This window comes from Streptomyces venezuelae, from assembly GCF_008642355.1.
Taxonomy (GTDB): Bacteria; Actinomycetota; Actinomycetes; order Streptomycetales; family Streptomycetaceae; genus Streptomyces; species Streptomyces venezuelae_B.
In genome coordinates, this window is the sequence record NZ_CP029193.1 from 6,105,672 (window position 1) to 6,126,984 (window position 21,313).

The following is a 21,313-nucleotide window of genomic DNA, read 5'->3' on the forward strand; positions in this document are numbered from 1 at the left end:
GGTCAGCGGTTGTCGGAGGCTTCCGACTTCTGCGTGTGCGCGGGTGACTGGTCGGCCGACATCGCGGGCATCCCGAAGAGCAGGGATCCCACCAGACCGGCCACGACGGTGAGGCCGATCAGCGTGCGGCTCAGGACCTGACTGGCCGTCGCGCGCTCGCGGGGAGGGGGAGTGACGTTACTGCGGAACTTCTCGGCTTCGGCGATGAAGGCGAACGGGACGGGCTCTCGCCGACGGAACATGGGGTGCGCTTCTCCTCACGGGTCTCGAACGGAGCTGTGTGAGCTCTGTTACTTGGATAGACGCGTGAATCGCCCAGAAGGTGCCCTGTTTCAGCAAATTGGTCGAAGAATGTCGTGGCGAGTCACCGAACGGCCGATTGTCGGTGCCTGCCCATAGAGTGGGCGCCGCCCGAGAGATGCACATGGAAGGACCCCCGCCAGTGAGCGAGACCCCCACCGAAGACCTCAAGCCCAGCTTTCGCAGCGAGGTCACCGTCGAGCTGGTGAAGCACGCCGCCACCGACTCCGACGTCCTGTGGGCCGCCCGCGTCTCCACGGCGGGTGAGCAGTCGCTCGACGAGCTCCAGAAGGACCCGGAGCGCTCCAAGGGCCTGATCAACTACCTGATGCGGGACCGCCACGGCAGCCCCTTCGAGCACAACTCGATGACGTTCTTCATCAGCGCCCCCATCTTCGTCTTCCGCGAGTTCATGCGGCACCGCGTCGGCTGGTCGTACAACGAGGAATCGGGTCGGTACAGGGAGCTGCAGCCCGTCTTCTACGTCCCCGACGCCTCCCGCAAGCTCGTCCAGGAGGGCCGCCCGGGGAAGTACGTCTTCGTGGAGGGCAGCGAGGCCCAGCAGGAGCTCACGGGCCGCGTCATGGAGGACTCGTACCGCCAGGCGTACGAGGCGTACCAGGAGATGCTCGCCGCCGGTGTCGCCCGCGAAGTCGCCCGCTCGGTGCTCCCGGTCGGCCTCTTCTCCTCGATGTACGCGACGTGCAACGCGCGTTCGCTGATGCACTTCCTCGGACTGCGCACGCAGCACGAGCTCGCCAAGGTCCCGTCCTTCCCGCAGCGGGAGATCGAGATGGTCGGCGAGAAGATGGAGGAGCAGTGGGCCAAGCTCATGCCCCTCACCCATGCGGCCTTCAACAAGAACGGACGCGTGGCGCCTTAAGGCACTGATGTGCGGGTGCGCCGAGCGAAGTGTCCGGTTTGCGGCACTTCGTGAAGTTCATCTAGCCTGATCAAACGGACCCGGCACTGCTTGAACCCCCGAGCAGGCAGTGCCGGGCTCCACACTTGTCAGGTCCCCACACATCCCCCGAGGGGCGACCCCGCGCTGAGCAGCGAGTAGCGTGTTACCCATGGCTCCGACCTCCACTCCGCAGACCCCCTTCGGGAGGGTCCTCACCGCCATGGTCACGCCCTTTACGGCGGACGGCGCACTCGACCTCGACGGCGCGCAGCAGCTCGCCGCCCACCTGGTGGACGCAGGCAATGACGGCCTGGTCATCAACGGCACCACCGGTGAGTCCCCGACCGTCAGTGACGCGGAGAAAAACGATCTCGTACGAGCCGTACTGGACGCCGTCGGAGACCGCGCCCACATCGTCGCGGGCGTCGGCACCAACGACACCCGCCACAGTCTCGAGCTCGCCCGCGCCGCCGAGCAGGCAGGCGCCCACGGCCTCCTGACCGTCACGCCGTACTACAACAAGCCCCCGCAAGAGGGCCTGTTCCGGCACTTCACCGCCATCGCCGACAGCACCGACCTGCCCGTCATGCTGTACGACATCCCGGGCCGCAGCGGCGTTCCGATCAACACGGAAACTCTCGTCCGGCTCGCCGAGCACCCCCGGATCGTCGCCAACAAGGACGCCAAGGGCGACCTCGGCCGCGCCAGCTGGGCCATCGCCCGCTCGGACCTCGCCTGGTACTCCGGCGACGACATGCTGAACCTCCCGCTCCTGTCCGTCGGCGCGTGCGGCTTCGTCTCCGTCGTCGGCCACGTCGTCACCCCCGAACTGCGCGCCATGCTGGAGGCGCACCTCACCGGTGATGTACAGAAGGCAACGGAGATCCACCAGAAGCTGCTTCCCGTCTTCACCGGTATGTTCCGCACCCAGGGCGTGATCACGACCAAGGCGGCGCTCGCCCTCCAGGGGCGCCCCGCGGGCCCGCTCCGCCTCCCGATGGTGGAGCTGTCACCCGACGAGACGGCCCAGCTCAAGATCGACCTCGCGGCCGGCGGGGTACAGCTGTAACCACAGACTTCACAACTGAATAAGCGACACCCGCGGGCGCGTCCCGGACGAACAGCCGCCCGCAACCCCACACAACAACTGCTACTGCACGAACGTCATACGCGCCACGTGCCTTGGAGGTACGTGGCGCGCGTGGTGAGGAGAGTCTTTTGAGTCATCCGCATCCTGAACTCGGTGCTCCGCCGAAGCTCCCGAAGGGCGGCCTGCGCGTCACGCCGCTCGGCGGCCTCGGCGAGATCGGCCGCAACATGACCGTCTTCGAGTACAACGGCCGCCTTCTGATCGTCGACTGCGGAGTGCTCTTCCCCGAGGAGGAGCAGCCCGGAATCGACCTGATCCTGCCGGACTTCTCGTCCATCAGGGACCGCCTCGACGACATCGAGGGCATCGTGCTCACGCACGGGCACGAGGACCACATCGGTGGTGTCCCGTACCTCCTGCGCGAGAAGCCGGACATCCCCCTGATCGGTTCCAAGCTGACCCTCGCGTTGATCGAGGCGAAGCTCCAGGAGCACCGCATCCGTCCGTACACGCTCGAGGTCGTCGAGGGCGACCGCGAGCACCTCGGCCCGTTCGACTGCGAGTTCGTCGCCGTCAACCACTCCATCCCGGACGCCCTGGCCGTCGCCATCCGCACCCCCGCGGGCATGGTCGTCGCCACCGGCGACTTCAAGATGGACCAGCTCCCGATGGACGGCCGTCTGACGGACCTGCACGCGTTCGCGCGGCTGAGCGAGGAAGGCATCGACCTCCTCCTCTCCGACTCGACGAACGCCGAGGTCCCGGGCTTTGTCCCGCCCGAGCGTGACATCTCGAACGTGATCCGCGGTGTCTTCGCCGGCGCTCAGAAGCGCATCATCGTGGCGAGCTTCGCCAGCCACGTGCACCGCATCCAGCAGATCCTGGACGCTGCCCACGAGTACGGCCGCAGGGTCGCCTTCGTCGGCCGCTCGATGGTCCGCAACATGGGCATCGCCCGCGACCTCGGCTACCTCCGGGTGCCGCCGGGCCTCGTCGTCGATGTCAAGACGCTCGACGACCTGCCGGACAGCGAGGTCGTCCTGGTCTGCACGGGATCGCAGGGCGAGCCCATGGCCGCGCTCTCCCGCATGGCCAACCGCGATCACCAGATCCGGATCGTCCAGGGCGACACGGTGATCCTGGCGTCGTCGCTCATCCCCGGCAACGAGAACGCGGTGTACCGCGTGATCAACGGCCTGACCCGCTGGGGAGCGAACGTCGTCCACAAGGGCAACGCCAAGGTGCACGTCTCCGGCCACGCGTCGGCCGGCGAGCTCCTGTACTTCTACAACATCTGCAAGCCCAAGAACCTGATGCCGGTCCACGGCGAATGGCGCCACTTGCGCGCGAACGCCGAGCTCGGCGCCCTCACCGGCGTCCCGCACGACCGCATCGTGATCGCCGAGGACGGCGTCGTGGTCGACCTCGTCGAGGGCAAGGCGAAGATCGTCGGCAAGGTCCAGGCGGGGTACGTCTACGTGGACGGCCTCTCCGTGGGCGATGTCGGCGAGCCGGCACTGAAGGACCGCAAGATCCTCGGTGACGAGGGCATCATCTCGGTCTTCGTGGTCGTGGACTCCAGCACCGGCAAGATCACCAGCGGCCCGACCATCCAGGCGCGCGGTTCCGGCATCGAGGACTCGGCGTTCGGCGCCGTGATGCCGAAGATCCAGGAAGTACTGGAGAAGTCGGCCCAGGACGGCGTCGTCGAACCGCACCAGCTGCAGCAGCTCATCCGCCGCACGCTGGGCAAATGGGTCTCGGACAACTACCGCCGTCGCCCGATGATCCTGCCCGTGGTCGTCGAGGTCTGACCCTCACGACTGCGTGATCTCTGGAGCGGGGCGCCTCGATTTGCATCGGGGCGCCCCGCTCCGTTAGGTTTACGGCTCCGCCAGCGAGGGAAGCCCCGAGCACTCACGTGCCTGGGACCGACCGAGCGGGGGCGGGAAATCCGACTCAGAACTTCTGATAAAGTCGGAACCGCCGGAAAGGGAAACGCGAAAGCCGAAAGGCTGGAGCGGGAACCGGAAAAGCACCGAGGAAATCGGACACGAAAGAGTCTGATAGAGTCGGAAACGCAAGAACAAAAGAAACACCGAAGGGAAGCGCCCGGAGGAAAGCCCGAGAGGGTGAGTACAAAGGAAGCGTCCGTTCCTTGAGAACTCAACAGCGTGCCAAAAGTCAACGCCAGATATGTTGATAACCCCGGCTCACTTCGGTGAGTTGGAGGTTCCTTTGAAAAACACAGCGAGGACGCTGTGAACGGACGGGATTATTCCTCCCGACCGTTCCGCTCTCGTGCTGTGTCACCGGATTACCGGTACACATTCACGGAGAGTTTGATCCTGGCTCAGGACGAACGCTGGCGGCGTGCTTAACACATGCAAGTCGAACGATGAACCACTTCGGTGGGGATTAGTGGCGAACGGGTGAGTAACACGTGGGCAATCTGCCCTTCACTCTGGGACAAGCCCTGGAAACGGGGTCTAATACCGGATAACACCTTCCCTCTCCTGAGGGAGGGTTAAAAGCTCCGGCGGTGAAGGATGAGCCCGCGGCCTATCAGCTTGTTGGTGAGGTAATGGCTCACCAAGGCGACGACGGGTAGCCGGCCTGAGAGGGCGACCGGCCACACTGGGACTGAGACACGGCCCAGACTCCTACGGGAGGCAGCAGTGGGGAATATTGCACAATGGGCGAAAGCCTGATGCAGCGACGCCGCGTGAGGGATGACGGCCTTCGGGTTGTAAACCTCTTTCAGCAGGGAAGAAGCGAAAGTGACGGTACCTGCAGAAGAAGCGCCGGCTAACTACGTGCCAGCAGCCGCGGTAATACGTAGGGCGCAAGCGTTGTCCGGAATTATTGGGCGTAAAGAGCTCGTAGGCGGCTTGTCACGTCGGTTGTGAAAGCCCGGGGCTTAACCCCGGGTCTGCAGTCGATACGGGCAGGCTAGAGTGTGGTAGGGGAGATCGGAATTCCTGGTGTAGCGGTGAAATGCGCAGATATCAGGAGGAACACCGGTGGCGAAGGCGGATCTCTGGGCCATTACTGACGCTGAGGAGCGAAAGCGTGGGGAGCGAACAGGATTAGATACCCTGGTAGTCCACGCCGTAAACGGTGGGAACTAGGTGTTGGCGACATTCCACGTCGTCGGTGCCGCAGCTAACGCATTAAGTTCCCCGCCTGGGGAGTACGGCCGCAAGGCTAAAACTCAAAGGAATTGACGGGGGCCCGCACAAGCAGCGGAGCATGTGGCTTAATTCGACGCAACGCGAAGAACCTTACCAAGGCTTGACATACACCGGAAAGCATCAGAGATGGTGCCCCCCTTGTGGTCGGTGTACAGGTGGTGCATGGCTGTCGTCAGCTCGTGTCGTGAGATGTTGGGTTAAGTCCCGCAACGAGCGCAACCCTTGTTCTGTGTTGCCAGCATGCCCTTCGGGGTGATGGGGACTCACAGAAGACCGCCGGGGTCAACTCGGAGGAAGGTGGGGACGACGTCAAGTCATCATGCCCCTTATGTCTTGGGCTGCACACGTGCTACAATGGCAGGTACAATGAGCAGCGATACCGCGAGGTGGAGCGAATCTCAAAAAGCCTGTCTCAGTTCGGATTGGGGTCTGCAACTCGACCCCATGAAGTCGGAGTTGCTAGTAATCGCAGATCAGCATTGCTGCGGTGAATACGTTCCCGGGCCTTGTACACACCGCCCGTCACGTCACGAAAGTCGGTAACACCCGAAGCCGGTGGCCCAACCCCTTGTGGGAGGGAGCTGTCGAAGGTGGGACTGGCGATTGGGACGAAGTCGTAACAAGGTAGCCGTACCGGAAGGTGCGGCTGGATCACCTCCTTTCTAAGGAGCACTTCTTACCGAGTCCGCTCGGTCAGAGGCCACTACGTCGGCAAACGTCCGACGGTGGTTGCTCATGGGTGGAACGTTGACTACTCGGCACGATTGATTGGCTTCGCTAGTACTGCTTCGGCGTGGAACGTGAAAGTTGAGAGATCGGGCCGGGCACGCTGTTGGGTATCTGAGGGTACGGACTTGTTCCCGACCTCAATGCCGACCCCAGTGAAGGTTCGTTTCGGCGGGCTGTGATGGGTGGTTGGTCGTTGTTTGAGAACTGCACAGTGGACGCGAGCATCTGTGGCCAAGTTTTTAAGGGCGCACGGTGGATGCCTTGGCACCAGGAACCGATGAAGGACGTGGGAGGCCACGATAGTCCCCGGGGAGTCGTCAACCAGGCTTTGATCCGGGGGTTTCCGAATGGGGAAACCCGGCAGTCGTCATGGGCTGTCACCCGCTGCTGAACACATAGGCAGTGTGGAGGGAACGCGGGGAAGTGAAACATCTCAGTACCCGCAGGAAGAGAAAACAACCGTGATTCCGGGAGTAGTGGCGAGCGAAACCGGATGAGGCCAAACCGTATGCGTGTGAGACCCGGCAGGGGTTGCGCATACGGGGTTGTGGGATCTCTCTTTCACAGTCTGCCGGCTGTGAGACGAGTCAGAAACCGTTGATGTAGGCGAAGGACATGCGAAAGGTCCGGCGTAGAGGGTAAGACCCCCGTAGTCGAAACGTCAGCGGCTCGTTTGAGAGACACCCAAGTAGCACGGGGCCCGAGAAATCCCGTGTGAATCTGGCGGGACCACCCGTTAAGCCTAAATATTCCCTGGTGACCGATAGCGGATAGTACCGTGAGGGAATGGTGAAAAGTACCGCGGGAGCGGAGTGAAATAGTACCTGAAACCGTGTGCCTACAAGCCGTGGGAGCGTCGGGATGGAGCTTGCTTCATCCTCGTGACTGCGTGCCTTTTGAAGAATGAGCCTGCGAGTTTGCGGTGTGTTGCGAGGTTAACCCGTGTGGGGAAGCCGTAGCGAAAGCGAGTCCGAATAGGGCGGTTTAGTAGCGCGCTCAAGACCCGAAGCGGAGTGATCTAGCCATGGGCAGGTTGAAGCGGCTGTAAGAGGTCGTGGAGGACCGAACCCACCAGGGTTGAAAACCTGGGGGATGACCTGTGGTTAGGGGTGAAAGGCCAATCAAACTCCGTGATAGCTGGTTCTCCCCGAAATGCATTTAGGTGCAGCGTCGTGTGTTTCTTGCCGGAGGTAGAGCACTGGATAGGCGATGGGCCCTACCGGGTTACTGACCTTAGCCAAACTCCGAATGCCGGTAAGTGAGAGCGCGGCAGTGAGACTGTGGGGGATAAGCTCCATGGTCGAGAGGGAAACAGCCCAGAGCATCGACTAAGGCCCCTAAGCGTACGCTAAGTGGGAAAGGATGTGGAGTCGCAGAGACAACCAGGAGGTTGGCTTAGAAGCAGCCACCCTTGAAAGAGTGCGTAATAGCTCACTGGTCTAGTGATTCCGCGCCGACAATGTAGCGGGGCTCAAGCGTACCGCCGAAGTCGTGTCATTCCAGCATGAGGGCCAACGCCCGCTGGGATGGGTAGGGGAGCGTCGTGTGCCGGGTGAAGCTGCGCCGGAAGGCAGTGGTGGACGGTTCACGAGTGAGAATGCAGGCATGAGTAGCGATACATACGTGAGAAACGTGTGCGCCGATTGACTAAGGGTTCCTGGGTCAAGCTGATCTGCCCAGGGTAAGTCGGGACCTAAGGCGAGGCCGACAGGCGTAGTCGATGGATAACCGGTTGATATTCCGGTACCCGCTGTGAAGCGTCAAACATCGAGCCCATTAATGCTAAGGCCGTGAAGCCGCCCTGGAGCCTTCGGGCAAAGGGGAGTGGTGGAGCCGCTGACCCAAGGTGGTAGTAGGTGAGTGATGGGGTGACGCAGGAAGGTAGTCCAGCCCGGGCGGTGGTTGTCCCGGGGTAAGGGTGTAGCCCGTCATCTAGGTAAATCCGGATGACATGTGGGTGAGACCTGATGCCGAGCCGATTGTGGTGAAGTGGATGATCCTATGCTGTCGAGAAAAGCCTCTAGCGAGTTTCATGGCGGCCCGTACCCTAAACCGACTCAGGTGGTCAGGTAGAGAATACCGAGGCGTTCGGGTGAACTATGGTTAAGGAACTCGGCAAAATGCCCCCGTAACTTCGGGAGAAGGGGGGCCATTCCTGGTGATGAGTTTTGCACTCTGAGCTGGGGGTGGCCGCAGAGACCAGCGAGAAGCGACTGTTTACTAAAAACACAGGTCCGTGCGAAGCCGTAAGGCGATGTATACGGACTGACGCCTGCCCGGTGCTGGAACGTTAAGGGGACCGGTTAGTGCGCTTTCGGGCGTGCGAAGCTGAGAACTTAAGCGCCAGTAAACGGCGGTGGTAACTATAACCATCCTAAGGTAGCGAAATTCCTTGTCGGGTAAGTTCCGACCTGCACGAATGGCGTAACGACTTCTCGACTGTCTCAACCATAGGCCCGGTGAAATTGCACTACGAGTAAAGATGCTCGTTTCGCGCAGAAGGACGGAAAGACCCCGGGACCTTTACTACAGTTTGATATTGGTGTTCGGTTCGGCTTGTGTAGGATAGGTGGGAGACTGTGAAGCGGGCACGCCAGTGTTCGTGGAGTCAACGTTGAAATACCACTCTGGTCGTGCTGGATGTCTAACCTCGGTCCGTGATCCGGATCAGGGACAGTGTCTGATGGGTAGTTTAACTGGGGCGGTTGCCTCCCAAAGGGTAACGGAGGCGCCCAAAGGTTCCCTCAGCCTGGTTGGTAATCAGGTGTTGAGTGTAAGTGCACAAGGGAGCTTGACTGTGAGACCGACGGGTCGAGCAGGGACGAAAGTCGGGACTAGTGATCCGGCGGTGGCTTGTGGAAGCGCCGTCGCTCAACGGATAAAAGGTACCCCGGGGATAACAGGCTGATCTTCCCCAAGAGTCCATATCGACGGGATGGTTTGGCACCTCGATGTCGGCTCGTCGCATCCTGGGGCTGGAGTCGGTCCCAAGGGTTGGGCTGTTCGCCCATTAAAGCGGTACGCGAGCTGGGTTTAGAACGTCGTGAGACAGTTCGGTCCCTATCCTCTGTGCGCGTAGGAATATTGAGAAGGGCTGTCCCTAGTACGAGAGGACCGGGACGGACGAACCTCTGGTGTGCCAGTTGTCCTGCCAAGGGCATGGCTGGTTGGCTACGTTCGGAAAGGATAACCGCTGAAAGCATCTAAGCGGGAAGCCTGCTTCGAGATGAGTATTCCCACCCCCTTTGAGGGGTTAAGGCTCCCAGTAGACGACTGGGTTGATAGGCCAGATCTGGAAGCCCGGTAACGGGTGGAGGTGACTGGTACTAATAGGCCGAGGGCTTGTCCTCAGTTGCTCGCGTCCACTGTGTTGGTTCTGAAACCACGAACAACCCCATGCATGGTCACGCATGGTGCGGTTGACAGTTTCATAGTGTTTCGGTGGTCATAGCGTGAGGGAAACGCCCGGTTACATTCCGAACCCGGAAGCTAAGCCTCACAGCGCCGATGGTACTGCAGGGGGGACCCTGTGGGAGAGTAGGACGCCGCCGAACTCCTTTTAATAGAGCTGGTCCCTGAACTTCGGTTCAGGGACCAGCTCTTTTTTGTTTTCCGTCACTTGCCGTTCACGTTGCGCAGCCACCATCCGCTTCATGGGGACAGTTGCAATGTTGCGCGCCGCCGGCGTCGGTACCGGAGACGAAGTCGTCGTACCGGCCTACGGCAACACCGAGGTGACCGAAGCCGTGACCCTCACCGGGGCGGTGCCCGTCTTCGCGGACATAGAGCCCACCACCTACTGCCTCGACCCCGACGCCGTCGCCGCCGCGGTCACCCCGCGCACGGCCGCCGTCGTCGTCGTGCATCGCTTCGGCAACCAGGCCGACGTACGACGACTGAGAGACGTAGGACAGCGGCACGGGCTGCTCGTCCTGGAGCAGGGTGAAGCCGAGGCATCGGGCGACGGGCTGTCACGGCGGCGGCAGCACGCCGCGTACCTCAGTGGACGCCTCAACGGAGTCGTGACGCCCGACGGCGGCGCAGGGCACAGCTACGAGCAGTACGTCGTGCGCGTGCCCGGGAACGGGCGGCCCGACCGGGACGCCTTCGCACGTGCCGTACGAGCCAAAGGTGTTGCTTGTCATGTGCCGGTGAAGACGCCCGTGCACCGCATGCCTCGGTTCTGGCGCGACGTACAGCTGCCCGAGACCGAACGGGCCGCGGACGAGACGCTCGCGCTTCCGATCGAGGCGTCCATGACGCGGCGTGAACTCCAGCGCGTCGTGTCCGCGTGCAATGCGCTCGGCGGGCTTCTGCAGCCGGCCTTCTGAGCTTTGCTCGGTCGGCTCTATCCGGCCTTCCTGGTGTGGGACTTGAAGAAGTCCCACATCAGGTCGGTCGCGCTGATGCCTGACGTCGGATCGGACATTCCGCCGCCCGCGCCCTTTGGCCAGGCGTGCCCCATGTCCGGGAGCCGGTAGACGACCACGGCCGAGCCGTCGCGGCACTTGGCCTCCGTCCTTTTGATGTTGGTCTTCCCCAGTGTGTCGGGGCTTCCCGTCGTGCAGGCCAGGCGTTTCTGCCAGGTCTTGATGCCCTTGTCCATCGAGGTGAAGTACTGATCCGCGCCGCCGAGGAACGTGATCACGGAGACCGGGGTCTTCGGTTTGTAGGACGCCTTCTCGGCGTCCGTGCCCAGGAATCCGCCGCTGACCGGGGCTATGGCAGCGAACGTGCCGGGGAGTTCGACGGCGAGCTTGTACGTCATGTCGCCGCCGTTGGAGATACCCGTGGCGTAGACGCGGTCCGGGTCGGCGTTCCAGGTGCGGGTCAGCCGTTTCGTGAGCGTACGGATGAATCCCACGTCGTCCTCCGTGCCGCAGCAGATCATCGCGTTGAACGCCTTGTTGAGGCCATCGGGATAGGCGACGAGGAAGTTCTCGTCGTCCGCCTTCGCGTTGAGGCCGCTGATGGCTGCCGCGGCCCCGCCGTCGCCCGGATACGGGTGCATGGCCACGATGAGCGGGAGGCTCTTGGTACGGGAGAAACCGGGAGGGGCGTGGACGGTGTAGACGCGCTTCTCGCCTTTCCAGGACAGCGTGACTTTCTGGTCTCCCGGGCGAGGGCTCTCCGCCCGCGACGGCTTCTGGGCTGGTGTCCGTTTCGGGGGCTTGTCGTTGTCGGAGCCGCAGGCCGCCACGGGAAGGAGCAGGACGACGAGGGCCAGGGGGCAGGCGTACCGCACATGCGTACCGCGTTGGCTCGGCATGGGCGCAGAGTGGCAGCGTCGGAAGAAGCGGTCCAGAGGAACGGGCGGTTCGAGGCACCTTCGATTTCGGGTATGATCTATTCCGTTGCCGCGGGGAAAACCCCCGAAGGGCAACAGGCCCCTATAGCTCAGTCGGTAGAGCGTCTCCATGGTAAGGAGAAGGTCAGCGGTTCGATTCCGCTTGGGGGCTCAAACAGGAAAGGCCTCCGCCCAGTCGGGCGGGGGCCTTTGGCGTATCCGGGGTGCCCGGTGTCCGGAGAGAGGGGCAGGGGCACCGTCGGGTGCCCCTGCGGGTCAGTCCTTCTGCAGGCCCGGGACCCGCATGGCGAGGATCGCCATGTCGTCCGAGGGCGCGTCCGTCGCGAAGCGTTCCACCGCGCGCATGATGCGGGCCGCGACCGCGCCGGCCGTCAGACCCGTGCAGGTCGTCAGGACGTCGGCCAGACCGTCGTCGCCGAGCATGCGTGTGCCCTCGCGGCGCTCCGTCACCCCGTCGGTGACGCACAACAGGACGTCGCCCGGGTCGAGCGTCGCCGTCTGCTCGTACAGCTCCAGGTCCTCCATGACGCCGAGCAGGGGCTGCGGCTCCGCGTACGGCTCGACCGTGCCGTCCTGGCGCAGGCGCAGCGGCAGCGGATGGCCCGCGCAGACGATCTTCAGGACCGCCGAGCCGTCCTCCTGCGGCCACAACTCGCCGTACAGGAGCGTCAGGAAGCGGCTGCGGGCCCCCTCGTCGAGGATCGCGGCGTTGAGGCGTTCGAGGACCGCCGGGCCGCCGAAGCCCTCACGGGCGAGCAGGCGCAGCGCGTGCCGGGCGAGGCCGGTGACCGCCGCGGCCTCCGGGCCCGTGCCGCAGACGTCGCCGATCGCGAAGCCGTACGCGCCGTCGCGGATCGGGAAGAGGTCGTAGAAGTCACCGCCGACTTCGTTGCCCTCGCCGGCCGCGCGGTAGATGACGTCGACCTCGACGCCCGGCACCTGCGGCAGACCCGGCGGCAGCAGGCTGCGCTGGAGGGACTGGCTGATGGCCATGCGCTCCGAGTAGAGGCGGGCGTTGTCGAGGGCGAGGGCCGCCCGGCGGGAGAGATCTTCGGCCAATTCCAGGATCTCTTGGCGGAAGTGTTCGTCGGCGGGCTTACCGAGGGTGAGCATGCCGATGACGCGGTTGCGGGCGACCAGCGGGAGGACCACGGTCTCGCCGCCCACCGCCGAAGCCGTGGAGAGCGTCGTGCCGATGCCCGAGCCGAGGCCCGGGGTCTCGCCCAGGCCCAGGCTGCGCATCGACGTGCGCAGGGCGGCCTGGTGGGCGGCTTCGGAGGGGGCCGCCCAGACGCGGGCCCCCGGCGTGGGCACCGGGTCCGGCGGGGCGATCTTGGAGAGGAGCGCCTTGAGGCCGTCGATGCGCTCCTCGTCCTCGTGCAGGACGTACGAAAGATAGGGCTCGGCGGACTGGTCGGCGATCGTGTAGACCGCGCACCAGGTGGCGAGGGTGGGGACCGTCATCTGGGCCATGAGGGCCAGCGTCTGGTCGCGGTCGAGGGTGCCCGCCAGAAGGTCGGAGGCCTCAACGAGGAAGGAGAGCGAACCGCGGCGGAGCCTCTCCAGCTCGCCGAGGCGGGCGGACTCCACGGCCAGGGCGATGCGGTCGGCGGCGAACTGGAGGCGCAGCGCCTCCTCGTTCGAGTACCGTCCCGACGCCTCGGCGGCGACGCCCAGGGAGCCGGTGAGGCGGCCCTCCACCTTCAGCGGGACCGTGACGACGGAACGCATGCCGGTGCCGGAGAGCAGGGGGACCGCGCCGGGCACGACCGTGAGGTCCTCGTGGACGGCCGGCATGCGGGCGGAGCCGTAGCGTCCGGGGGCCGACTCGACCTGGACGCGGGCGAAGCGCTGGCGGGCCGAAGGGAGGCCCGTGGAGGCGCGTACTTCCAGCTCGGTCTCGTCGTCCGTGGCCAGGAGGAGGAACGCGGCGTCACCGTCGAGCATGTCGCGGGCGCGCTCGACGGTGCGCTGGAGCAGGCCGTCGAGGTCGTCGGGGGCGGGCGAGCCGATGAACACCTCGAAGGGGTCCGCGGCGTGCGGTTCGCTGAGGGAGCCGGGTTCGGGGGCCGTGCCGCGCAGCGGGGTCTGGAGGACGGCGCGCTCGTCGTCGCGGACGAGGAGGCAGACCGTGGAGGGTTCGCCGTCTGCGTCGCGGACGCGGAGGTGCGAGGCGTAGACGGGGACGACGCGGCCGTGGGCGTTGCGGACGCCGTAGCTGCCCTCCCAGCGGGAGAGCTGGAGGGCCTCGGCGATTCCGGTGCTGGTGCCCGGGGTGTGCGGCCAGGCCGCGAGGTCGTTGAGGGGCTTGCCCATGACCTGCTCGGCCACGTACCCGAAGAGTTCCTCGGCGTCCTCGTTCCAGGCGGAGATGGCGCCCAGGCGGTCGATCTGGATGACGGCGACGCGGACCCTGCCGTCGGCGATGGGCAGCAGGTCGGCCGGGAGCGAGGGGCCCGCGGTGCGGGTGCCGACGGAGCGGTGGGGGAGGTCGAGCTGGAACCAGACCTGTTTGTGCGTGGGGGTGTAGTCGACGCCCCAGCGGGTGGCCAGCGCGGCACAGAGCTGGAGGCCGCGGCCGCCCTCGCGGTCGGGGCTGCCCATGTTCATGGAGGACTGCTGGAGCGGGATCTCGCGCTCCGGATAGCGGTCGGAGACCTCGATGCGGACGGCGTCCTCGCTGCGCAGGCACTCGACGTCGGCGGCCGTGCCGGCGTGCACCACGGCGTTGGTGACCAGCTCGCTGGTGAGGACGACGGCGTCGTCGATGACGTCGGAGAACCCCCAGCCCTGGAGGGTGTCGCGCACGAAGGAGCGGGCCGTCGCGACGGAACGTCCGACGGGTTCGAAGGTGGCAGCCGCGCGCGCGGTGATCACAGCACTCCTCGTACGAGTATCGACGGCGTCGACAGTGGCGACTGTCTCGACGCCCAATTCTCCCGAACCCATGGTGCGGCCGCCCCTCCGATGCCCGCTTGTTTCGTGTACCACCGCCCAGGCCGGGCAGGACCGGGGTGGTTGGACAGCCGGATGCAAGGTTACTTACCTTCGCCGTCCATGCTGATGCCGGTCGTCAGTGTTTCCGCCCGGAGGGTGTGCGGACGGTGTGCGAAGCTGCCGAACTGTTATGGCCTGGTTCGGCCATGGTGAAACACTGGGCAAGCTTCATGCAGCAGCTCAGAACAACCCGAGCAGTACCGGTCGACCCTTGCGGGAGGGACACAGTGGAGTCTGGCGCAGCGACGCGGGGCACTAAGACGCGCGCGAAAGACGGACAGTCCCTGAACAAACAGCGCAAACCGCGCAACGGGACGACGGCGTCGGTGGATGCGGCGGCTCTGAACAGGCTGCTCGCGGCCCTGGTGGCGATGCGGGACGGCAATTTCCGCAAGCGTCTGACGGTCTCCGGTGACGATGTGATGTCGGAGATCGCCGCCGTCTTCAATGAGGTGGCCGACCGGAATCTGCATCTGACCGGAGAGCTGTCGCGGGTGCGGCGCATGGTCGGACGTGAGGGAAAACTCACGGAACGGCTGGAGAGCGGCGCGAGCGAAGGGTCGTGGGCGGCCGCGATCGACGCGTCGAACGCGCTCGTCGACGATCTCGTGCGTCCGGTCTCCGAGGTCGGCCGGGTCCTGTCCGCGGTGGCGGACGGCGACCTGGAGCAGCGCATGGAGCTGCGGGCGCAGGGGGCCGACGGAAACGGGCATCCGCTGCGCGGTGAGTTCCTGAAGGTCGGGCGGACGGTCAACAACCTCGTCGACCAGCTCTCCACCTTCACGGACGAGGTCACGCGCGTGGCCAGCGAGGTCGGCACCGAGGGCAAGCTCGGCGGGCAGGCCAGGGTGCGCGGGATGTCCGGTTCGTGGAAGGACCTCACGGACTCCGTGAACACCATGGCGTACCGCCTGACTGCTCAGGTGCGGGACATCGCGCTGGTGACGACGGCGGTGGCCAAGGGCGACCTGTCGCGGAAGGTCACCGTCCATGTCGCGGGCGAGATGCTGGAGTTGAAGAACACCGTGAACACGATGGTGGACCAGCTCTCGTCGTTCTCGTCGGAGGTGACGCGCGTCGCCCGCGAGGTCGGCACGGAGGGCGAGCTCGGCGGCCAGGCGCAGGTGCCGGGCGTGGCGGGTGTGTGGAAGGACCTCACCGACTCGGTGAACCTCATGGCCGGCAACCTCACTGCCCAGGTGCGCGGCATCGCGGAGGTCACGACGGCGGTCGCCAACGGTGATCTGTCCCGGAAGGTGACGGTGAGCGCGCGCGGCGAGGTCGCCCAGCTCGCCGAGACCATCAACCAGATGACCGAGACGCTGCGCACGTTCGCGGACGAGGTCACGCGTGTGGCGAACGAGGTCGGCGCCGAGGGGCAGCTCGGCGGGCAGGCCAACGTGCCGGGCGCCGCGGGTACGTGGAAGGACCTGACGGACTCGGTCAACACGGTCTTCCGCAACCTCACCACGCAGGTGCGGGACATCGCGACGGTGACGACCGCGGTGGCGAACGGCGACCTTTCGCAGAAGGTCACGGTCGATGTCGCGGGCGAGATGCTCGAGCTGAAGAACACCGTGAACACGATGGTCGACCAGCTGTCGGCCTTCGGTTCCGAAGTGACGCGTGTGGCGCGGGAGATCGGTGTCGAGGGTGAGCTGGGCGGCCAGGCGCAGGTGCAGGGCGCGGCCGGTACGTGGAAGGACCTGACGGACTCCGTCAACACCGCCTTCCGCAACCTGACCGGGCAGGTCCGCAACATCGCGCAGGTGACGACGGCGGTCGCGAACGGCGACCTGTCGCAGAAGGTCACGGTCGACGTCTCCGGTGAGATGCTCCAGCTGAAGAACACCGTGAACACGATGGTGGACCAGCTGTCGTCGTTCGCCGACCAGGTCACGCGGATGGCGCGCGACGTGGGCACGGAGGGGCGCCTCGGCGGGCAGGCCCGCGTGGACGGCGTGAGCGGTACGTGGAAGGACCTCACGGACTCCGTCAACTTCATGGCGGGGAACCTGACGTCGCAGGTGCGTCAGATCGCGCAGGTCACGACGGCCGTGGCACGCGGTGACCTCTCGCAGAAGATCGAGGTCGACGCCCGGGGCGAGATCCTGGAGCTGAAGAACACCATCAACACGATGGTCGACCAGCTGTCGGCCTTCGCGGACCAGGTGACCCGGGTGGCCCGCGAGGTGGGCACGGAGGGGCGCCTCGGCGGGCAGGCCCAGGTGCCGGGTGTGGCCGGTGTGTGGCGTGATCTGACGGATTCCGTGAACGGCATGGCCGGGAACCTCACCGCGCAGGTGCGCAACATCGCGCAGGTCGCGACGGCGGTGGCGCGCGGTGACCTGTCGCAGAAGATCGACGTGGACGCGCGCGGCGAGATCCTGGAGCTGAAGAACACCCTGAACACGATGGTGGACCAGCTGTCCGCCTTCGCCGAGCAGGTCACGCGGGTCTCCCGCGAGGTGGGCACCGACGGCATTCTGGGCGGCCAGGCCGAGGTCCAGGGCGTCTCGGGCACCTGGAAGGACCTCACGCAGTCCGTGAACGGCATGGCGAACAACCTCACCCTTCAGGTGCGGAACATCGCCGAGGTCACGACGGCCGTCGCCATGGGTGACCTCTCCAAGAAGATCACCGTCGACGCGAAGGGCGAGATCCTCGAACTCGTCACGACCGTCAACACGATGGTCGACCAGCTGTCGTCGTTCGCGGAGCAGGTCACGCGCGTGGCGCGCGAGGTGGGCACGGAGGGTCAGCTGGGCGGGCAGGCGCGGGTGCCGGGTGTCACCGGCATCTGGAAGGACCTGAGCGACAACGTCAACCTGATGGCCAACAACCTGACGAGCCAGGTGCGGAACATCTCCCAGGTCTCGGCGGCGGTCGCCAACGGCGACCTGACCAAGAAGGTGACGGTCGAGGCGCGCGGCGAGGTCGCGCAGCTCGCCGACACGGTCAACACCATGGTGACGACGCTCAGTTCGTTCGCCGACGAGGTCACGCGCGTGGCCCGCGAGGTGGGCACGGACGGCATTCTGGGCGGGCAGGCGCGCGTGCCGGGCGTCTCCGGTACGTGGAAGGACCTCACCGAGTCCGTGAACTCGATGGCGTCCAACCTGACCGGGCAGGTCCGCAACATCGCGATGGTCACCACCGCGATCGCCAAGGGAGACCTGACCAAGAAGATCGACATCGACGCCCGGGGCGAGATCCTGGAGCTCAAGACGACGATCAACACGATGGTCGACCAGCTGTCGTCCTTCGCCGAGCAGGTGACCCGCGTCGCCCGCGAGGTGGGCACGGAGGGCCAGCTGGGCGGCCAGGCTCGGGTGCGGGACGTGGATGGCACGTGGCGCGACCTCACCGAGTCCGTGAACGAGATGGCGGGGAACCTGACCCGTCAGGTACGCGCCATCGCGAAGGTCGCCACCGCGGTGACCCGCGGCGACCTCAACCTGAAGATCGAGGTCGACGCGGCCGGCGAGATCCAGGTCCTCCAGGACAACATCAACACCATGATCGCGAACCTCCGCGACACGACGCTGGCCAACAAGGAACAGGACTGGCTCAAGGGCAACCTCGCGCGGATCTCCGGCCTGATGCAGGGCCGCCGCGACCTGGAGGACGTCGCCTCGCTGATCATGAGTGAGCTGACGCCGGTCGTCTCCGCGCAGCACGGCGCGTTCTTCCTGGCGATGCCCACGGACGACGGGCAGGATCTCGGGGGCGATCACGAGGACGCGTACGAACTGCGCATGCTCGGCAGCTACGGGTACTCGATGGGGTCCATGCCGACGTCGTTCCGGCCCGGCGAGACCCTCATCGGGACGGCAGCCAAGGAGCGGCGCACCATCCTGGTGGAGAACGCGCCGTCCGGGTACCTGCGGATCGCGTCCGGTCTGGGGGAGGCGCCGCCCGCACAGGTCATCGTGTTGCCGGTGCTCTTCGAAGGGACCGTGCTCGGCGTGATCGAGCTGGCCGCCTTCCAGCCGTTCACGCAGATCCAGAAGGACTTCCTCAGCCAGATCGCCGAGATGATCGCGACGAGCGTCAACACCATCAGCGTCAACACCAAGACCGAGGTGCTGCTCAAGCAGTCGCAGGAGCTGACCGAGCAACTGCGGGAGCGGTCGGCGGAGTTGGAGAACCGGCAGAAGGCCCTCCAGGACTCCAACGCGGAGCTGGAGGAGAAGGCCGAGCTCCTGGCCCAGCAGAACCGCGACATCGAGGTCAAGAACACCGAGATCGAAGAGGCCAGGCAGGTCCTCGAGGAGCGGGCCGAACAGCTCGCGGTCTCCATGCGCTACAAGTCCGAGTTCCTCGCGAACATGTCGCACGAGCTGCGTACGCCGCTCAACTCCCTGCTGATCCTGGCCAAGTTGCTCGCCGACAACGCCGACGCGAACCTCACCCCCAAGCAGGTCGAGTTCGCCGAGACGATCCACGGCGCGGGATCGGACCTGCTGCAGCTCATCAACGACATCCTCGACCTGTCGAAGGTCGAGGCGGGCAAGATGGACGTCTCCCCGACGCGCATCGCCCTGGTCCAACTCGTCGACTACGTAGAGGCCACTTTCCGGCCGCTCACCGCGGAGAAGGGACTCGATTTCTCCGTACGGGTGTCCCCGGAGCTGCCCGCGACGCTGCACACGGACGAACAGCGCCTGCTCCAGGTGCTGCGCAACCTGTTGTCGAACGCGGTGAAGTTCACGGACTCCGGCGCGGTCGAGCTGGTGATCAGGCACGCCAGCAACGACGTGCCGAACGCGATCCGCGAGCAGCTCCTCGAGGCCGGTTCGCTGCGGGACGCGGACGCCGACCTGATCGCCTTCTCGGTGACGGACACCGGCATCGGCATCGCGGCCAGCAAGATGCGCGTCATCTTCGAGGCGTTCAAGCAGGCCGACGGCACCACGAGCAGGAAGTACGGCGGTACGGGCCTCGGCCTGTCCATCAGCCGGGAGATCGCGCGGCTGCTCGGCGGTGAGATCCACGCGCAGAGCGAGCCCGGCCGTGGCTCCACGTTCACGCTCTATTTGCCGCTGCACCCGAGCGAACTGCCGCCCCAGGGTTACGCGCAGCTGGCGCCCACCCCCCAGCCGCGGGAGCTGCCCGCCCTGGAGGAGGCTCCCGCGCCCGAGGACGCCGCGCAGCCGGAGGCCGCTCCGGCGCGCCGTGAGGAGCCCCTGGGACCCTCCGCGCTGTTCCGGCGGCGCCGTCGCGCCGCGCCCGTGCAGGAGCCCTCGGCGCTGCCCGGGCAGCCGGTCGGCGGGACCCAGGAGGAGCAGCGGACGCAGGAGCCGTGGCCGACCGCGGGTCAGGAGACACCGGCCGCGGCGCGGCCCGGTTTCCACTTCGGCGGCGAGAAGGTGCTGATCGTCGACGACGACATCCGCAACGTCTTCGCGCTCACCAGCGTCCTGGAGCAGCACGGTCTGGCGGTGCTGTACGCGGAGAACGGCCGGGAAGGCATCGAAGTGCTGGAACAGCACGACGATGTGACGGTGGTGCTGATGGACATCATGATGCCCGAGATGGACGGGTACGCGACGACGACCGCGATCCGCAGGATGCCGCAGTTCGCCGGGCTCCCGATCATCGCGCTCACCGCGAAGGCCATGAAGGGGGACCGGGAGAAGGCCATCGACTCCGGAGCTTCCGATTACGTCACGAAGCCGGTCGACCCGGATCACCTGTTGTCGGTCATGGAGCAGTGGATGCGCGGCGAGTGACCGAGAACCGGCTTCGTCACACGGAGTTGCTGACAGAGTGTGGCCGAGGTCGTGTAGAACCGCGGTATTCGGGGAACCTTCTGGTCTCCCACCGCGTTTCTGCTACGTGCACAGTGACATCGCGGTGACAGGGTGTGGCGACAGGCGGGGTGCGGCTACCATGACCGGCACAAGGACGGGCGGCGCAAGGGAGTCGTCCCCTGGGGCGGCGCCCGGTGTTTCGCCGGGACGAGGAGGGCGGGCCATGGTGCAGAAGGCCAAGATCCTCCTGGTCGATGACCGGCCGGAGAATCTGCTGGCGCTGGAGGCGATCCTCTCTGCGCTCGATCAGACGCTGGTGCGGGCATCGTCCGGGGAGGAAGCGCTCAAAGCACTACTCACGGACGACTTCGCGGTCATTCTGCTGGACGTCCAGATGCCAGGAATGGACGGTTTCGAAACCGCGGCGCACATCAAGCGGCGGGAGCGGACCCGGGACATCCCGATCATCTTCCTCACCGCCATCAACCACGGGCCGCACCACACCTTCCGCGGGTACGCCGCGGGGGCGGTGGACTACATCTCCAAGCCGTTCGACCCGTGGGTGCTGCGCGCGAAGGTCTCGGTGTTCGTCGAGCTGTACATGAAGAACTGCCAACTGCGGGAGCAGGCGGCTCTGCTGCGTCTCCAGCTGGAGGGCGGCGGCAAGGCGACGCCCGGCGACGCGAAGGAGCCCGCGGGGCTGCTCGCCGAGCTGTCGGCGCGGCTCGCCGCGGTCGAGGAGCAGGCCGAAGCGCTGTCCAAACAGCTGGACGACGAGTCGGCGGACGCGGCGGCGGTGGCCACGGCCGCCCATCTCGAACGCAAACTCACCGGTCTGCGGCGGGCTCTTGACGCCCTGGAACCGGGCACCGGCACCGGCGCCCCTTCGGTGCCCTCGCAGAACTGACGCGGCACGAAGCCTCACTGACGGGGTTTCGTGCCGTCGGCATCCGGTGAACCACCGTCACTTCCAGGCCTCCTCAGGGGCGACACGAACGGGTGAAGCAGTGGGCACACGTGTCCACAGTGGCTCGC

Annotated in this window: 9 protein-coding genes, 1 tRNA gene and 3 rRNA genes; 10 read left to right on the top strand and 3 right to left on the bottom strand. The window is 65.6% G+C overall.

Annotated elements, in window-relative coordinates; genetic code table 11:
- Positions 1-2 precede the first annotated feature (2 nt).
- Positions 3-242: a hypothetical protein gene (locus DEJ47_RS28285; protein ID WP_150172897.1), complete on the bottom strand. Its 240-nt coding sequence runs from the start codon at positions 240-242 to the stop codon at positions 3-5.
- A gap of 200 nt (positions 243-442) precedes the next feature.
- Between DEJ47_RS28285 and thyX the strand changes: the two genes are divergently transcribed.
- From thyX to DEJ47_RS28325, 7 genes are all read left to right on the top strand, one after another.
- The gene (thyX, locus tag DEJ47_RS28290; protein ID WP_150172899.1) at positions 443-1,183 is read left to right on the top strand and encodes an FAD-dependent thymidylate synthase; all 741 of its coding nucleotides are present in this window, start codon (positions 443-445) and stop codon (positions 1,181-1,183) included.
- Between the two features lie 190 nt (positions 1,184-1,373).
- Positions 1,374-2,273 (top strand): 4-hydroxy-tetrahydrodipicolinate synthase, encoded by a 900-nt coding sequence (gene dapA, locus DEJ47_RS28295; RefSeq protein ID WP_150172901.1) that lies wholly within the window; start codon positions 1,374-1,376, stop codon positions 2,271-2,273.
- Positions 2,274-2,422: 149 nt separating this feature from the next.
- Positions 2,423-4,108: a ribonuclease J gene (locus tag DEJ47_RS28300; protein WP_150172903.1), complete on the top strand. Its 1,686-nt coding sequence runs from the start codon at positions 2,423-2,425 to the stop codon at positions 4,106-4,108.
- Between the two features lie 516 nt (positions 4,109-4,624).
- Positions 4,625-6,150, top strand: a 16S ribosomal RNA gene (locus DEJ47_RS28310).
- 296 nt (positions 6,151-6,446) lie between these two features.
- A 23S ribosomal RNA gene (locus DEJ47_RS28315) occupies positions 6,447-9,567 on the top strand.
- Between the two features lie 87 nt (positions 9,568-9,654).
- Positions 9,655-9,771, top strand: a 5S ribosomal RNA gene (rrf, locus tag DEJ47_RS28320).
- Together the 16S, 23S and 5S rRNA genes form the textbook arrangement of a ribosomal RNA operon.
- Before the next feature lie 114 nt (positions 9,772-9,885).
- On the top strand, positions 9,886-10,548 hold the full coding sequence (locus DEJ47_RS28325) for a DegT/DnrJ/EryC1/StrS family aminotransferase (protein ID WP_150175913.1): 663 nt from the start codon (positions 9,886-9,888) through the stop codon (positions 10,546-10,548).
- A gap of 17 nt (positions 10,549-10,565) precedes the next feature.
- On the opposite strand, the gene DEJ47_RS28330 is transcribed toward DEJ47_RS28325, so the two are convergent.
- Positions 10,566-11,486, bottom strand: coding sequence for an alpha/beta hydrolase family esterase (locus DEJ47_RS28330; protein WP_150172905.1), 921 nt, complete (start codon positions 11,484-11,486; stop codon positions 10,566-10,568).
- Between the two features lie 117 nt (positions 11,487-11,603).
- Here DEJ47_RS28330 and DEJ47_RS28335 point away from each other — a divergent pair.
- Positions 11,604-11,676, top strand: a tRNA-Thr gene (locus DEJ47_RS28335).
- A gap of 104 nt (positions 11,677-11,780) precedes the next feature.
- Here the strand turns inward: DEJ47_RS28335 and DEJ47_RS28340 are convergent.
- Positions 11,781-14,402 (bottom strand): SpoIIE family protein phosphatase, encoded by a 2,622-nt coding sequence (locus tag DEJ47_RS28340; protein ID WP_150172907.1) that lies wholly within the window; start codon positions 14,400-14,402, stop codon positions 11,781-11,783.
- A gap of 446 nt (positions 14,403-14,848) precedes the next feature.
- Between DEJ47_RS28340 and DEJ47_RS28345 the strand changes: the two genes are divergently transcribed.
- Positions 14,849-20,257 (top strand): HAMP domain-containing protein, encoded by a 5,409-nt coding sequence (locus DEJ47_RS28345; protein ID WP_164441066.1) that lies wholly within the window; start codon positions 14,849-14,851, stop codon positions 20,255-20,257.
- 244 nt (positions 20,258-20,501) lie between these two features.
- Positions 20,502-21,185, top strand: coding sequence for a two-component system response regulator (locus DEJ47_RS28350; RefSeq protein WP_150172911.1), 684 nt, complete (start codon positions 20,502-20,504; stop codon positions 21,183-21,185).
- Positions 21,186-21,313: the final 128 nt, after the last annotated feature.

Bases quoted from the DNA above. Each gene is read 5' to 3' on its own strand.
- DEJ47_RS28285 (WP_150172897.1), bottom strand. From the start codon at position 242: ATGTTCCGTCGGCGAGAGCCCGTCCCGTTCGCCTTCATCGCCGAAGCC.
- dapA (WP_150172901.1), top strand. From the start codon at position 1,374: ATGGCTCCGACCTCCACTCCGCAGACCCCCTTCGGGAGGGTCCTCACC.
- DEJ47_RS28325 (WP_150175913.1), top strand. From the start codon at position 9,886: ATGTTGCGCGCCGCCGGCGTCGGTACCGGAGACGAAGTCGTCGTACCG.
- DEJ47_RS28330 (WP_150172905.1), bottom strand. From the start codon at position 11,486: ATGCCGAGCCAACGCGGTACGCATGTGCGGTACGCCTGCCCCCTGGCC.
- DEJ47_RS28350 (WP_150172911.1), top strand. From the start codon at position 20,502: ATGGTGCAGAAGGCCAAGATCCTCCTGGTCGATGACCGGCCGGAGAAT.